This is a genomic window from Oscillibacter acetigenes, assembly GCF_025567605.1.
In the GTDB taxonomy this organism is placed as follows: domain Bacteria; phylum Bacillota; class Clostridia; order Oscillospirales; family Oscillospiraceae; genus Oscillibacter; species Oscillibacter welbionis.
Genome location: NZ_JAOQKG010000001.1, coordinates 740,114 through 754,685 on the forward strand (window position 1 = coordinate 740,114; position 14,572 = coordinate 754,685).

10 protein-coding genes, 6 tRNA genes and 1 other annotated feature are annotated in these 14,572 nt (G+C 62.5%); of the genes, 7 read left to right on the top strand and 9 right to left on the bottom strand.

The annotated features are described in order from the left end of the window. From OCV80_RS03725 to OCV80_RS16530, 3 genes are all read right to left on the bottom strand, one after another. Window positions 1-2,918 (bottom strand): restriction endonuclease (locus OCV80_RS03725; RefSeq protein WP_267288221.1); only part of this gene is annotated, 2,918 nt, incomplete at its 3' end. A 92-nt stretch (window positions 2,919-3,010) separates the two neighbouring features. Continuing rightward, complete coding sequence (locus OCV80_RS03730; protein WP_267288222.1) at window positions 3,011-4,969, bottom strand: site-specific DNA-methyltransferase; 1,959 nt, start codon at window positions 4,967-4,969, stop codon at window positions 3,011-3,013. A gap of 17 nt (window positions 4,970-4,986) precedes the next feature. Then, a complete protein-coding gene (locus OCV80_RS16530) occupies window positions 4,987-5,679 on the bottom strand; it encodes a hypothetical protein (protein WP_119311433.1) in 693 nt (230 codons plus the stop codon). Window positions 5,680-5,768: 89 nt separating this feature from the next. Between OCV80_RS16530 and OCV80_RS03735 the strand changes: the two genes are divergently transcribed. The 6 genes from OCV80_RS03735 (at window position 5,769) to OCV80_RS03760 (ending at window position 11,939) form a co-directional block, all read left to right on the top strand. Next, complete coding sequence (locus tag OCV80_RS03735; RefSeq protein WP_158629691.1) at window positions 5,769-5,948, top strand: 5-formyltetrahydrofolate cyclo-ligase family protein; 180 nt, start codon at window positions 5,769-5,771, stop codon at window positions 5,946-5,948. 262 nt (window positions 5,949-6,210) lie between these two features. Next, window positions 6,211-6,475: a binding site (T-box leader), on the top strand. A gap of 78 nt (window positions 6,476-6,553) precedes the next feature. Then, window positions 6,554-8,221, top strand: a complete 1,668-nt coding sequence (locus tag OCV80_RS03740) for a 2-isopropylmalate synthase (protein ID WP_119311430.1) — start codon at window positions 6,554-6,556, stop codon at window positions 8,219-8,221. 52 nt (window positions 8,222-8,273) lie between these two features. Then, window positions 8,274-9,533: a 3-isopropylmalate dehydratase large subunit gene (leuC, locus tag OCV80_RS03745; protein WP_021747636.1), complete on the top strand. Its 1,260-nt coding sequence runs from the start codon at window positions 8,274-8,276 to the stop codon at window positions 9,531-9,533. Window positions 9,534-9,538: 5 nt separating this feature from the next. Next, entirely contained in the window at window positions 9,539-10,024 is a 486-nt protein-coding gene (leuD, locus tag OCV80_RS03750; RefSeq protein WP_021747635.1) for a 3-isopropylmalate dehydratase small subunit, read from the top strand. A 12-nt stretch (window positions 10,025-10,036) separates the two neighbouring features. Continuing rightward, entirely contained in the window at window positions 10,037-11,107 is a 1,071-nt protein-coding gene (leuB, locus tag OCV80_RS03755; protein ID WP_119311428.1) for a 3-isopropylmalate dehydrogenase, read from the top strand. 172 nt (window positions 11,108-11,279) lie between these two features. After that, a complete protein-coding gene (locus OCV80_RS03760) occupies window positions 11,280-11,939 on the top strand; it encodes a metal-dependent hydrolase (protein WP_021747632.1) in 660 nt (219 codons plus the stop codon). Between the two features lie 519 nt (window positions 11,940-12,458). Here the strand turns inward: OCV80_RS03760 and OCV80_RS03765 are convergent. The 6 genes from OCV80_RS03765 to OCV80_RS03790 form a co-directional block, all read right to left on the bottom strand. After that, window positions 12,459-12,534: transfer RNA gene (locus OCV80_RS03765), tRNA-Lys, on the bottom strand. A gap of 48 nt (window positions 12,535-12,582) precedes the next feature. Next, window positions 12,583-12,657, bottom strand: a tRNA-Gln gene (locus OCV80_RS03770). Window positions 12,658-12,704: 47 nt separating this feature from the next. Beyond that, window positions 12,705-12,781 (bottom strand) — tRNA-His (locus tag OCV80_RS03775). Window positions 12,782-12,835: 54 nt separating this feature from the next. Beyond that, window positions 12,836-12,912, bottom strand: a tRNA-Arg gene (locus OCV80_RS03780). Between the two features lie 9 nt (window positions 12,913-12,921). After that, a tRNA-Gly gene (locus OCV80_RS03785) sits at window positions 12,922-12,996 on the bottom strand. Window positions 12,997-13,078: 82 nt separating this feature from the next. Further along, entirely contained in the window at window positions 13,079-13,732 is a 654-nt protein-coding gene (locus OCV80_RS03790) for a gamma-glutamyl-gamma-aminobutyrate hydrolase family protein (protein ID WP_158629690.1), read from the bottom strand. Window positions 13,733-14,171: 439 nt separating this feature from the next. Here OCV80_RS03790 and OCV80_RS03795 point away from each other — a divergent pair. Next, a tRNA-Ser gene (locus tag OCV80_RS03795) sits at window positions 14,172-14,260 on the top strand. The last annotated feature ends 312 nt before the right edge of the window (window positions 14,261-14,572 follow it).

Consider the following 14,572-nt stretch of genomic DNA (forward strand, 5'->3'; position numbering starts at 1 on the left):
GGGGCCCTGCCGCTGGTCTCTGCCACGAAATAGACGGGATCCCCTGCGCGGTCCCGGAGGGCGATGGCCCAGTCGGGCGTGTACCGCCCCACCGGGGTGGGAATGAAGAAGGACTTGGGAAGTCGGACATATAATCTGACCGCCTCGCTGGCCTCCAGCGCCTCGGCAAAGGCCCGTTCCCTGTCGGTGTCACAGATCACATAGTCTGAGATCGAATGGGCGGCGGGCACGGCGGTGCACCCCAGCCTGCCCCGGCGGACGGCATTGGTGAAGAGGGCGGCGTCATACGACGCGTCCAGCCGGTGGTATGTGATGTGCCGGACGACGGCGGCCGCCTTCTCCCGGTTGATGAGCCTGGAGGCCTGGAGGAGGAAATCCTCCGGATTCAGGCGGAACATGGCAAATGTCTCAGGGGCTATGCCCTGGAGAATGGCTGCCGCAGTGGTACGGGTCAGGCCGGTTTCCTCCACCAGCCTGCCCACTAGGTCATACCGTACACCGCCCGGCGCCGGGGGACCGGCGGCCTGCACACGGCTTTCCCTGCGGCGGAAGGCCCGGCCCTGAAGCAGCTGTTCCCGGGACTGCAGCTGCGTCGCCTGCTCGCCATACACCGTCCGGACAGAGACGGGGGTCACCTGTAGATGCGCGTCCAGAGCCTGGATGACGTTCCCGATCAGCTCCCGGGTGTCAAAGGAGACGGTGTAGAAGGACTTGGGGCCGACCCGCGCCCAAAGGGAGCGGAACGCCTCGGTCTGCAGCTTCTCCGGGTCCGCCCGGGCGGTGACGTTGCCGCCGTGGGCGTTCTCCGCGGGGATGGCCCGGGGGGTATAGACGCCGGAGAGGACTTGCGCCACGGCGGCGCTGAGGTCCTGAAGGCTTCCGCCCAGCCGGACGGCACCCCGGTCCCGGTCCGCAAAGAAGCTGCCGGTGAGGACGCGGTCCTTCACATAGCCCTGTTTCCGGAGAGCGGCACAGATCTCATCTGCCAGCTCCCGCGTCACCCGGACCCGTGCCCCGGTGGTGCCAGTGAGGAGCCTGCCGGCAAACAGGCCCGGCTCCACCATCCGGGGGCGGCCGGCAAGGGACGCCGCCAGCCCCTGCTGCAGGGCCTCCGCGAATCTGCCGAACTCCATATCGGTGATGAGCGTCAGCTTGTTCAGCTCCTGCACCGCCCCGCCCAGGACGCTTTCGTCCATGCGTTCGCCCTCCTGATTGACACACAGGCGCAGACCGCGGCCGATCTCCTGGCGGCTGCGGATCTCCGACTCCGTCTGGGGCTTCAGCATACAGATCTGGAACACATTGGGGTTGTCCCACCCCTCCCGGAGGGCGGAGTGAGAGAAGAGGAACCGCACAGGTTCATCCAGGCTGAGCAGCCGCTCCTTGTCCCGCATGATCAGGTCATAGGCGTCCGCGTCGAAGGAGGTTCGGCTCTTGCGGTCGATCTTTCCCTCCACAAAGCGGGCCTGGCGGCCCTTCCGCCGGTCTACGGAGAAGTAGCCCTGGTGGGTCTCGCGGGCATCGATGCCGTCCAGATAGGCCCGGTACGCCGGGTCGTCGATCTCTCGCCGGAACGCCTCCGCCACGGCGACGTACTCCTCCTCAAACATTTTGGCGTACTCGCCGCTGCGGCCGCTGCCGCTGTCCCCGTCGTACAGGCGGTATTTGGACACCTCGTCGATGAAGAAGAGGGACAGCACTTTCACTCCCCTGGAATACAGCTCCCGTTCCCGGCGGAGGTGGGTGCGGATGGTCTCCCGAATCTGCACCCGGCGCTGGAGAGCTGTCCGCTCCTCGCCGCCGCTGAACTGACCGGCATATAGCTTCAGGCCGTTGAGAAAGGTCACCGAGCTGTCCCGACCGTCGATCTCTGCCACCACATAGCGGTCGGCGTATTCGGCCAGGCCGTTGGACGCCGCGAACAGATCCGCCTTCCGGCGCAGCTGTTTCACCACCGTCCGAATGCCGGACGCCCCTTTGACCTCAAAACCGATCCGGGCGGCGGGGGCCCTGTCCCGGCTCAGGTCCACGCCCTCCAGATAGACAAAGCCGCCAGCGGCGGGGGAGGATGTGAAGGTCACCCCCAGGGCGGCGATCCGTTTCACCAGATGCCGGTTATAGGCGTCCAGGGCGTCCAGACGGTACACCATGTTGTACGCCTCCCGGTGGGTGGCGGAGTAGCGCAGGGTGAACAGGGCGTTGAACTTGCGCAGGCTCTCCCGAGTCTGGCGGCCCTCCACGCTCTGGGGCTCGTCAATGATGAGAATAGGCCGGGTGGCCGCGATGACGTCGATGGGGCGGCGGCCCCGGAAGCTGTCCGGCCGCTGGTCGATGATCCGCTGGTTCCTGCCCGAGTTGAACGCCTGCATGTTGATAATCATGACCTGAATGGCGCTGTCGGAGGCGAAGCGGTCCACCTGGGCGAGGCGGTCGGAGTTGTAGATGAAAAACCGCAGCCGCCTGCCGTACTCCCCGGCGAAGTGCTCCTGGGTCGTCTGCAGGGAACGGTAGACGCCCTCCCGGACGGCCACCGACGGAACCACGATGATGAACCGGCTCCAGCCGTAGCGGGCGTTTAGCTCGTAGATGGTTTTCACATAGGTATAGGTCTTGCCGGTGCCGGTCTCCATCTCCACGGACAGGTTGATCCCCGGCCCGGCCAGGGCCTTGGACAGAGGCAATCCGACGCGCCGCTGGACCGCGTGCAGATTTTTCAGGATCCGGGCGTCGGTCAGCTCCGGAGCCAGGGGTTGGTTGCACAGGCCGGTGCCGGTCCCTGCCAGGGACAGCGGCCTGTCGGCCGCGGCGCCCAGGCCCTGCCGGTGTGCCTGGGCGCACAGTGACTGGCCGCGGAACACATCGCAGACCGCTGCGGCCGCCTCCGCCTGAAAGGGCTGGTGCTTGAATTGGAGCTTCATGAGGTCACCTCCTTATGTCCGGTGCGCTGGGGACACATCCGGGCAAGACGGGGAAAGTTTCTGCGGAATGGAACCAGGCGGACGGTCTGCACTCAGAGTACCTGGACGCGGGTGCCGGGGGACAGGCTTTTGAAGATCTCCGTCACGTTGATCTTGGCGGCGTCCGAGGCGAAGGCGCTGTCCCGGAAGACAGCCCACTGGGGGCGGGAAGCAGCTATGTCCCGGATGACCGTGTCCGGAACGCCAGCGTCGAAACAGGCCGCCAGGACGCCGCCGTCCACCCGGTGGACGGTGCAGCCGCCGACCACCCGGCTGGTGTGGGGCAGGTGGATGCCCAGGCCCAGGTCCAGCAGGCAGGCATAGAGCAGATCCAGGTCGGTGCGGTCCTCCCGGATATTGGACACCGTCTGCCCGATCAGCGGCTGGGATATCTCCTCCGGGGGATAGAGGACCTCCTTCCGGCAGCCCTCGTCCACCCGGAAGACCCGGAAGCCGATGTCCGGACAGGCACCGGGGAATTCGGTCCGGATCTGATCCCCGGCACGGCGGATGCGGGCTTTGCCGATCTCACAGATGGTCTGGAAGCCCGCCTGGGCGGCCTCGCTCTTCTCACCGCAGGGCTCGGGCAGCTGCACCATAATGAAGCTGCGGTGGCCACCGTCCTCCGTGTTGAGGCGCATCACCGCGTGGGCGGTGGTGGCGGAGCCGGAGAAGAGGTCCAGGCATACGAAATCCTTCCCCGGAACAGAGCCGATCAGGGTCCTCAACAGGTCCACGGACTTTGGGTAGTCAAACAATTTCCGGCCGCCGAACAGCTTCCGCAGCTCCGCGTCTCCGTTGGGGATGTCGGGAATGACGTCCTTGAGCAGCGTCCTGCCGAAGTCCCTGATCTTGGTGTGGATCTCATACCTACCGGACGCTGTGGGGAGCACGATCAGATTATATGGCTCGTCCGCAATCTTCTGCCGGGACCACCGCCAGGCATGGTACTTGTGCACGCCATCCCCATTTGCATGGGGCGGCAGCTCGACCCACCCGGGCCGCCTCTCCCCGATGGCGCCTGTGGAGATCTCCTGGGTCTGGGGCTGATAGAAGATGGAGAACACGAGGTTCGGCCGGGTCTCTTCGTTGAACTTGCGATTATGATTGTAGAGGGGATCGCCGACCGCAAAGGGGCCCAGCCGGTCCGTCCGAACGTCCCTGCGAAAGCCCTTGTACGCATCGGGCATCTTCTCCCTGGCGAAGCGGATGTCAATGGACAGGCTGCCGCACGCGTCGATGTCCCTGGCGTAGGCCAGGACGGACTCCCAGGTTTTGGCCGCGCCTCTGCCGGATATCTGGCGGCCCGTGATATTGGAGACCCACGCGAACTGGTTCAGGTAGTTGCTTTCGCCGAACACCTCGTCGCAGATCTTCTTCAGGTTCGCTGACTCATGGTCGTCGATGGAGATCAGGATGACGCCGTCCGGGGAGAGCAGGCTGCGGGCCAGCAGCAGTCTGGAAAAGAGCATGGAGCACCAGTCGGAGTGATACCTGCCGTCCGAAAACGTGTTTTTCCGCTGAAAGTTGATCTTCCCCTCCGCGTCCCGGTATCCGCTGGCACCGTGATATGCGCCGCGGTCCATCACAAAGGAATCCGGATAGATGAAATCGCTGCCGGTGTTGTAGGGCGGGTCCAGGTAGATCACCTTCACCGCGCCCAGATAACTCTCCTGGAGGATTTTCAGCACTTCCAGATTGTCTCCCTCGATGTAGAGGTTCCGGGTGGTGTCCCAATCCCGGCTGTCCGCCTTCACGGGGCGGAGGGTTCTGGAGGTGGGGCGGGCGGCCTCGGCCATGGCGGCCCGTTTGCCGACCCAGGTGAATTCGTAGCGATCCTCCCCCTCCGCCACGTCGGGGGCCAGCAGCTGCTTGAGGACCTCGAAGTTGACGGCCTTTTTCACCTTCCCGTCCGCGCCTCGCGTCTCCGTGACGGCGGCGGGAAACAGCGCGGCGATTTTTTCCACATTCCCCGCCGTCAGGCCGGGGGCTTCCAAGTCCAGATAGTCCATGTCTGCTTCCTCTCGTTTCATGCAGATGCGGGCGCTTCCACCGGATGCAGATGCCGGAGGCGCCCCGGCGCGCTCCGGTATCCACGGCTGCACCCCGTCCGGCGCCGCGATACGTCCAGTTTACCGCACAACCGGCAAAGAGACAAGCTGAAAATCGCCCGGCCCGGCGGGGCATTGTCGCATTTCCCTCCCGGCTGTATGATATCTCTCATAAGACCGGCGGAGAGGAGCGTGCACAATGGCCAAGGAAAATGGCGCATATACTTTTTTATAAGTTTTACCTCAGTGGGCGCCCCTGTGTTTTCTGCAAGGGTCCCATTTGTCTCCCAAACGAGACCCTTGCAGGGAGGGAACCTTCCTTGCTCAGGCCAGGGCTTGGATTGCATCGCAGAGCGCTTCATCAGAGACGCTGGCGACCAGCTCCTCATGGACCGCACGGCCCACAGCAGCAAAGACCCATAATCGGATTCCGTCACGGTTAGCCCGGGAACTTCGGCTTTCATCTTCTCGATATAATAGGCATCCTCATCACGCGTGATCTCGTTGTTCTTTTCCCGGATCTGGTCCATGCACTCCCGCAGAACCGTCTGAAGGTCCTCGGGCAGCTTGGCATAGTTGTCCTCATTATATAGCACGGTAGCGCAGTTTCCGACAGCCTCCGCGATTTCCACGATGTCCAGCCCCGGGATCACGGGGAACTGGGGCTCCATCGTGATAGGACCCCGCCCGGTCTGCAGGTCCGCATAGTTGACCTGACGCCCTCCACCCGGGTGCGCATCTGCGCCTCTCGTACCTTGGCGTGACCTGCTCCCCCGGCGGCGGGTATTACGACCGCTACCTGGAGTACTATCAGGGGCCCGCCATTCTGGTATGCCCCGACCGCCTGCTGCAGCCCCGCGTACCAGTGGGCCTCCATGACCGCCGGGTGCCCATAGTGGCCACGGAGACACAGATCTGGCGGACAGGTGCGGCGCTGTGAGGTTCTGGGCATTTTTCAGGATGCAGGATATAACCGGCCCGGTCTCCCGGTTCCTGGGGAGCGGGCCGTTTCCGCAGCGGGGTCTTCCGGAGGGAGGCCGCCGCTTCAGGACGGCGGCTGCCGTCCTGATTTTTCTTGCGATTTTCACAAGAGACGGCGCGTTTCGCCAAGAGATGTCTGTCAAACCGTACCAAATCCGCTGTGAGGGCAGATTTCCTCACTTGACGTCCTTCGGCGGAGCTGTTATACTCTTCCCATCTTCCAAAATGCGATGAAGGGGAAAAGGCGATCCCACGCCCTGTTTCAGAGAGCCGCCGGTCGGTGCAAGGCGGTACGGAGGGGACCGCGTCACTGGCCCTTGAGCAGCCGCGCTGAGAGGCGTCGCCTTTAGGTGCGGACGGCCGCTGTCCGTTATCATGCAGACGCGATTCGCCCCCCTCAGGAGGAGCCGATCGTACAGAGTGGCCGGGTCTCCCGGCAATGAGAGTGGTACCGCGGGTACAGCATTTTTTGCTCCCGTCTCTCAAAGACTGATGGTCTTTGGAGAGATGGGATTTTTTGTTGTCCTCCTTCCAAAGACAAGACCTTGGAAGGAGGACTTTGACATGATGGACGCGACGAAATATCAGATTGGCTACTATCCCCCGCCGGTGGAGCCGGGGCACGTGTACGAGTGGATGCAGAAGGACCATATCGAGACTGCCCCCGCCTGGTGCAGCGTGGACCTGCGGGACGGCAACCAGAGTCTGGTGGTGCCTATGAGCCTGGAGGAGAAGCTGGAGTTCTACGAGATACTGCTGAAGATCGGCTTCAAGGAGATCGAGGTGGGCTTCCCGGCGGCGTCGGAGACGGAGTATGAGTTCCTCCGCAAGCTGATCGACGAGGACCGCATCCCCCAGGACGTGACGATCCAGGTGCTGACCCAGTGCCGGGACCACATCATCCGCCGGACCTTTGAGGCGGTGAAGGGCGCCCCCCGGGCCATCATCCACTTCTACAACTCCACCAGCGAGGCCCAGCGGCGGGAGGTGTTCCACAAGTCCAGGGAGGAGATCAAGCAAATCGCCGTGGACGGTGCCAAGCTCATCAAGGAATTGAGCCGGGAGTACGAGGGCAATTTCCTCTTTGAGTACAGCCCGGAGAGCTTCACCGGCACAGAGCCGGAGTACGCCGTGGAAGTCTGCAACGCAGTGCTGGACGTGATGCAGCCCACGCCGGACCGTCCCATGATTATCAACCTGCCGGTGACGGTGGAGATGAGCATGCCCCACATCTACGCCAACCAGATCGAATGGTGCTCCAAGCATCTGAAGTACCGGGATGCCGTGGTTCTCTCCACCCATCCCCACAACGACCGGGGCTGCGGCGTGGCGGACGCGGAGCTGGCGGTACTGGCCGGTGCCCAGCGGGTGGAGTGCTGCCTCTTCGGCAACGGGGAGCGCACGGGCAACGTGGACGCCATCACCCTGGCCATGAACATGTACAGCCACGGAGTGGACCCGAAGCTGGACTTCTCCGATATGCCCGCTATCTGCGAGGTATACGAGCGGGTGACACGGATGCACGTCTATGAGCGCAGCCCCTACGCCGGCAGCCTGGTGTTCGCCGCCTTCTCCGGCAGCCACCAGGACGCCATCGCCAAGGGCATGACCTACCGGAAGGAGCACCACCAGCACCGGTGGGACTGCCCCTATATCCCCATCGACCCCCACGACATCAGCCGCACCTACGACGCGGACGTCATCCGCATCAACAGCCAGAGCGGCAAGGGCGGCATCGGCTTCCTGCTGCAGCAGAACTACGGCTATAACCCGCCGCCCCACATGCGGGAGCAGCTGGGCTACCGGGTCAAGGAGGTCAGCGACCACGACCACCGGGAACTCTCCGTCCAGGAGGTGCTGGAGGTGTTTGAGGACAACTACGTCAACAACGCGGCCCCGCTGAATGTCACTGCCGCCCACTACACACAGAACCAGGACGGGTCCATCTCCGCCAACCTGACTCTGCGCCGCGGCAGCCGGATGATCCAGTGCGGCGCCGCCGGAAACGGCCGCCTGGACGCGGTGGCCAATGCCATCGAGCAGGCAGCGGGCATGGACTTCACATTGATCCATTACAGCGAGCACGCACTGGACCCTGACACCGACAGCCGGGCCTGCAGCTACGTAGGGCTGAAGTGGCCAGATGGCAGAGAGACCTGGGGCTGCGGCACCCACACGGACATCATCGTGGCAGGCGTCCGGGCGCTGGTCAGTGCCATCAATAACCGGTAAACAGCGGGGGAGACCCCTGGACTTCATCACAGAGAACGGAGGCACAATACCCATGGGAATGACTATGACACAGAAAATCCTGGCTGCCCACTGCGGCCAGGAGCACGTCAAGGCGGGACAGCTGATCGAGGCGAACCTTGATATTGTCCTGGGCAACGACATCACCACTCCGGTGGCCATCAACGAGTTTGAAAAGGCGGGCTTTTGCGATGTTTTCGACAAGACCCGGGTGAACATCGTTCTGGATCACTTCGTCCCCAACAAGGACATCAAGAGCGCCCAGCAGTCCAAGCAGTGCCGGGAGTTCGCCTGCAGACACGGCATCGTCAACTTCTTCGACGTGGGCAAGATGGGCGTGGAGCACGCCCTCCTGCCGGAGCAGGGCATCGTCACCGCCGGAGACTGCATCATCGGCGCCGACAGCCACACCTGCACCTACGGCGCGGTGGGGGCCTTCTCCACCGGCGTGGGCTCCACGGATATGGCCGCCGGCATGGCCACCGGCAAGGCGTGGTTCAAGGTGCCCGCCGCCATCCGCGTGGAGCTGACCGGCAGTCTGCGGCGGCCTGTGTCCGGCAAGGACGTGATCTTGCACCTGATCGGACTCATCGGCGTCTCCGGCGCCCTCTACAAGAGCCTGGAGTTCATCGGCCCCGGCGTGCAGAGCCTGACTATGGAGGACCGGCTGTGCATCTGCAACATGGCTATCGAGGCCGGTGCCAAGAACGGCATCTTCCCGGTGGACGAGACCTGCGAGGCGTACCTGAAGGGCCGCAGCCGGCGGGAATGGAAGAAATACGAGGCAGATCCGGACGCAGAGTACGAGCGGACCATCACCATTGACCTGGACACCCTGGTGCCCACCGTCAGCTGGCCCCACCTGCCGGAGAACACCCACCCGGCCGCCGAGGGCGGGGACATCAAAATCGATCAGGTGGTCATCGGCTCCTGCACCAACGGCCGGATCGAGGACATGGAGGCCGCTTACAACATTTTGAAGGGCCGCCACATCGCCGACGGCGTCCGGGGCATCATCATTCCCGCCACCATGGAGGTGTACAGGACCTGCATCGAGCGGGGCTACACCACCGCCTTTGTCGACGCCGGGTGCATTGTCTCCACCCCCACCTGCGGGCCGTGTCTCGGCGGCTACATGGGCATTCTGGCGGAAGGGGAGCGGTGCGTCTCCACCACCAACCGCAACTTTGTGGGCCGCATGGGCCACGTGAACAGCGAGATTTATCTGGCCAGCCCCGCCACGGCGGCGGCCAGCGCCCTGACGGGCCACATCACCGATCCCAGGGAGGTTTGAACACCATGGAAGCAAGAGGTTCTGTATTCAAATACGGTGACAACATCGACACCGACGTCATCATCCCCGCCCGCTACCTGAACACCCAGAATGCCCGGGAGCTGGCGGACCACTGCATGGAGGACATTGACAAGACCTTCATCACCCGGGTGCAGGCGGGCGACATCATGGTGGGGGGCGAGAACTTCGGCTGCGGCTCCAGCCGGGAGCACGCGCCCCTGGCCATCAAGACCGCCGGCATCGCCTGCGTCATCGCCGCCAGCTTTGCCCGGATTTTCTACCGCAATGCCATCAACATCGGTCTGCCCATCCTGGAGTGCCCGTCAGCCAGCACTGCCATCCGGGAGGGAGACACGGTGTCTGTGAACTTTGACACCGGCGTCATCACCGACGAGACCACAGGCGAGACCTTCCAGGCGGAGCCCTTCCCGCCCTTCATCCAGAAGATCATTCGCTCCGGCGGCCTGATGGCCAGCATCCAGGCGCGGTAAGGAGGCGGCAGTATGGAGAAGAATATCGCGGTGATCTACGGCGACTGCGCCAGCCCGGAGATCGTCACCCAGGCCCTGCGGGTGCTGGACGCGGTGGCTGAGAAATTCGGCCACACCTTTACTTATACAAAAGTCCTGATGGGCGGCGAGGCCATCGACGCCTACGGGGATCCCCTGCCCCAGTCGGAACTGGACAAGTGCCTGCAAAGCGACAGCGTGCTGCTGGGGGCCATCGGCGGCCCCAAGTGGGAGGGCCTGCCCGGTGACAAGCGGGCGGAAAAGGGCCTCCTGCGGCTCCGGGCCGGCATGGGGCTTTACTCCAACAACCGCCCTGCCAAAATCTGGCCCCAGTTGGCGGACGCCTCGCCCCTGAAGCCCGCCATCGTGGAAAAAGGCATTGACTTTATTGTGGTGCGCGAGCTGATCGGCGGCGTCTACTTCGGGGAGCACAGGACCTACGAGGAAAACGGCGAGAAGGTTGCCGTGGACACCATGCCCTATTCCGAGCACGAGATCGAGCGGATCGGCCGCATCGGCTTTGAGACCGCCCGCAAGCGCCAGAAAAAGCTCACCTGCGTGGACAAGGCCAATGTGCTGGACACCAGCCGCCTGTGGCGGGAGGTGATGCACCGCCTGGCGGCGGAGTACCCGGACGTGGAATACCGGGAGATGTTCGTGGACAACTGCGCCATGCAGATCTGCAAGGATCCCGCCCAGTTCGACGTGATTGTCACGGAGAACATGTTCGGCGACATCCTGTCCGACGAGGCCAGCGAGATCACCGGCAGCATCGGCATGGTGCCCTCCTCCAGCCTGGGGGACGGCACCCGGGGGCTGTACGAGCCCATCCACGGCTCTGCCCCGGACATCGCCGGACAGGATATCATCAACCCCATCGCCTGCATCCTGTCCGCGGCCATGATGCTGCGGTACAGCTTCGATATGGCGGCGGAGGCAGACTGCATCGAAGCTGCGGTGAATCAAGTGCTGAACGACGGCATCCGCACCGCCGACATCTGGCGGCCCGGATGTGAGAAGGTGGGCTGCGCTGCCATGGGCGATGCCATCCTGGCCCGGCTGTAAGAAAGATGGAATATGCGGACGGCGTCGGGCCCGAAAAAGCCCGGCGCCGCTTTTTTCGTGGAGGCTGGAATTTACTTTGCCCACCGGATATGATATCATCCCATCAAGAGAACCGACCGACGGAGGCTCTGACAGCTGTCCGTCCCATCTTGGAAAAAGGAGTGCTGCATATATGAAGCTGCAATTTCTGGGCCATGCCTGCTTTCTGCTGGATGACGGCGTCCACAAAGTCCTGACGGACCCCTTCCTCACCGGGGCTGGCCGTCCTGAATGGGCAGAGAAGGTGGACCCGGACGTGATTTTTGTCACCCACGGCCATGGGGACCACGTAGGGGATGCAGCCGCCATCGCCAGACGTACCGGTGCGCCGGTCTGCTGCACAGCGGATCTGGCGGATGCGGTGTTTGTCCCTGCGGGGGTGGCATGCGTCGCCGGAAATCTGGGCGGCACGGTCCGCCTGTCCTTTGGCTGCGCCAAGTTTTTCCAGGCCCTCCACGGCGGCGGTGCGGCGGGCTGTCCTGCCTGCGGCTTCCTTTTTGAGATGGGGGGCAGGAAGATCTATCACGCCGGAGACACGGCCCTGATGACCGATATGACCCTGCTGGCAGACGAGGACATCGACGTGGCGCTGCTGCCCATCGGAGATTTCTACACCATGGGCCCGGCGGATGCCCTCCGGGCAGTGAAGCTGATCCGGCCCCGACTGACGGTCCCCATGCACTACAACACCTTCCAGGCCATCACCCAGGATCCGGAGGCATTCGCCGCCGCCTGCAAAGAGGCGGGATTTGCCGCCAAAGTCCTTCAGCCGGGAGAGGAGATGACCCTGTAAGCAGCCTGGGACGGGAGCGGGCGGAGCACCACAGCGGCTGCCCCGGCACGGGCGAATGAATCGCTTCCGTGCGAAGCCAACAGAGAGTTCTTGGGGGGACAGATCTGCCCGATCATGCAGGCGGCCAGTCAGGCGGTGCTGGAAGCATCGGCATTGAAATTGCTGGCGGAGACTTCACAGCGACTCCAAATCTTACAGGGCAATCGAAGCGAAATTTGATATATCCCTTGCTGGTAACCCGTTACGAACAATCCCTGGTATTTTCCGGCTGTAAAAACCTCCTGAAGCATTAGCCCTTCAGGAGGTTTTTACAGCTTGTGTTGACAGAAGAGATGCGGACATTGGAGCTCCGCACAGCAGGACGGTGCGTTTGCGCAGTACAAGCGTTTTGCCGCAGGCGGAACCTTGGCGGAGGCAGAATTCATTTCCGCCGAGCATTTGAATCGCCGAAGGGTTTCGCGGGCCAATGGCCTGCGAAACCCAAAAAGAAAGACACGACGAAAGTCGTGTCTTTCTTTTTGGTGACCCGTCGGGGATTCGAACCCCGGACCCACTGCTTAAAAGGCAGTTGCTCTGCCTGCTGAGCTAACGGATCACATGGTATTCTATTTCGGCCGTCCAATGCGGGCGGGCTGGAAAGTCTTGGCTGGGACGGCTGGACTCGAACCAGCGGATGAGGGAGTCAAAGTCCCTTGCCTTACCACTTGGCGACGCCCCAATGGAAAGGAAAACAGGGGACCGGGGTGACCCCGATCCCCTCTTTTGTGGGGTGGGAGATGGGACTCGAACCCACGACACCCGGAACCACAATCCGGTGCTCTAACCAACTGAGCTACACCCACCACATATCGAGATCCTAAACAGGATGCGTGCTGACCGACCGCCCCGGAAGGAGTTGGTACGCCAGAAGGGACTCGAACCCCTGGCCTACTGCTTAGAAGGCAGTTGCTCTATCCAGCTGAGCTACTGGCGCGAATTTGATTGGAGCAGGTGACGAGAATCGAACTCGCATCCCCAGCTTGGAAGGCTGGTGCCCTGACCATTGTGCTACACCTGCGTCTGCCCTCCGTGGAAATCGTCAGCTTAGATATATTACCATGGACAAGCCCATCTGTCAAGCGGAAACCCGCAATTTTTTTCTAAGATTGTCCTGTGCCACCAGCCAGCGCCAGCCAGGCGGTGAAAAGGCACCCTCCATCTGCGGCTCCGGACAGGGATAAGGGGCCGGCCAGCCGCTCCGGGTGCCACTGGACACCCCACACCGGCAGGGACTGGTGGATGACCGCCTCCACCGTGCCGTCTATGGCCCATTGGACCGCCCGCAGTCCCTGCCCCAGCCGGTCTGCCGCCTGATGATGGGCGCTGTTCACCACCAAGGTCTCTCCGAAAAGGTCCTGCAGGGGAGAGGGGGCTGTCCGTACCCGGTGGAGCCGGTCCCGACCCGCCGCCTGGCTGTGGCCGGGCAGGTCCTGGATCAGTGTGCCTCCGAAAAACACGTTCAGCACCTGCAGTCCCCGGCAAATTCCCAGAACAGGCTTTTTCTCCATAATGAACTGCTCCAGCAGGAACAGCTCTCCCGCGTCCCGCTCTGGCTCCAGCCCCCGGCTGGCGGTGTTTGCCTGGCCGTAGCGCCGGGGCTCCATATCGCCGCCGCCGGGCAACAACAGGGCGGCACACCGCACCGCATCCCGCAGATCCGGAGAGGCCAGGGGCCGTCCACCTGCTATCTCCAGCGCACGCTCGTAATTGATGTACTGGCCCGGCAGGCCCCAGAGAAACACTGTTGGACGCAAGGCGATCCCTCCTGTCAAATGTCTCAGGCCCATTCTATCCGGGCAGCACGTCCAGAGTTCCGCCCGGTGGTTAAAAGCGGGGCGAAGAGAAACGAACGAAAAGTTAAAAGGTTTTCCTTGAAACTTTCCCGAAAATATGCCATAATAAAACCGCTTCCCGTCTCGCAGGACGGAACTGTACAGAGTGGCATCGAAGTGGTCACAACGAGCTTGACTTGAAATCGCTACGTCGGCGGGACGTGCTAACAGCCAAAAGGCTATGTCTCCCAAGGGCTTCCGGGCGCGGGTGTGAGCGGCGCTTCGGAAAAACGCTAACAAAATGCTCACAGTTATCCTGATTTGCGTTCTCACAACTAGATATGCAGCGGTATCGAAGTGGTCATAACGGGGCTGACTCGAAATCATGTGATCCATTCATAAAAACTGCATATTTCTACACGGAGTGGTATCGAAGTGGTCGCAACGAGCTTGACTCGAAATCAAGTTGTCCGCAAGGGCACGTGGGTTCGAATCCCACCCACTCCGCCAGGAAGTCCTTGAAGCACAATGCTTCAAGGACTTCTATTTTTCCCGAAGATTTCTCAATTCCCATCGTCAGCAGCAAAATGGTGCCCATGGTGCCGAGGTTTGTGGTGCCCGGCCAGTGAATGAGATATTCGGGATTTCCTTGCTGTGGTGCTCAAATGGTGCCCGTCACCTCAAAAGCGGCCTGTAAAACGCAATATCAAAATACGTGAGATTTCCACAGTTCGAGAGGTCACAAAAAGAGATTCGCAGCACTGCGGTGCTGCGGCAAGCGCGGAGGTGCGCGCGATGCATGAGCATCGCGCGCACCTCCGC

What these genes read in the sequence shown, in the direction of transcription:
- leuD (WP_021747635.1), top strand. Translation starts at nt 9,539, where the DNA reads ATGGAAGCAAGAGGTTCTGTATTCAAATACGGTGACAACATCGACACC.
- OCV80_RS03740 (WP_119311430.1), top strand. Translation starts at nt 6,554, where the DNA reads ATGATGGACGCGACGAAATATCAGATTGGCTACTATCCCCCGCCGGTG.
- OCV80_RS03730 (WP_267288222.1), bottom strand. Translation starts at nt 4,969, where the DNA reads ATGGACTATCTGGACTTGGAAGCCCCCGGCCTGACGGCGGGGAATGTG.
- leuC (WP_021747636.1), top strand. Translation starts at nt 8,274, where the DNA reads ATGGGAATGACTATGACACAGAAAATCCTGGCTGCCCACTGCGGCCAG.
- OCV80_RS03760 (WP_021747632.1), top strand. Translation starts at nt 11,280, where the DNA reads ATGAAGCTGCAATTTCTGGGCCATGCCTGCTTTCTGCTGGATGACGGC.
- leuB (WP_119311428.1), top strand. Translation starts at nt 10,037, where the DNA reads ATGGAGAAGAATATCGCGGTGATCTACGGCGACTGCGCCAGCCCGGAG.
- OCV80_RS16530 (WP_119311433.1), bottom strand. Translation starts at nt 5,679, where the DNA reads ATGGAGCCCCAGTTCCCCGTGATCCCGGGGCTGGACATCGTGGAAATC.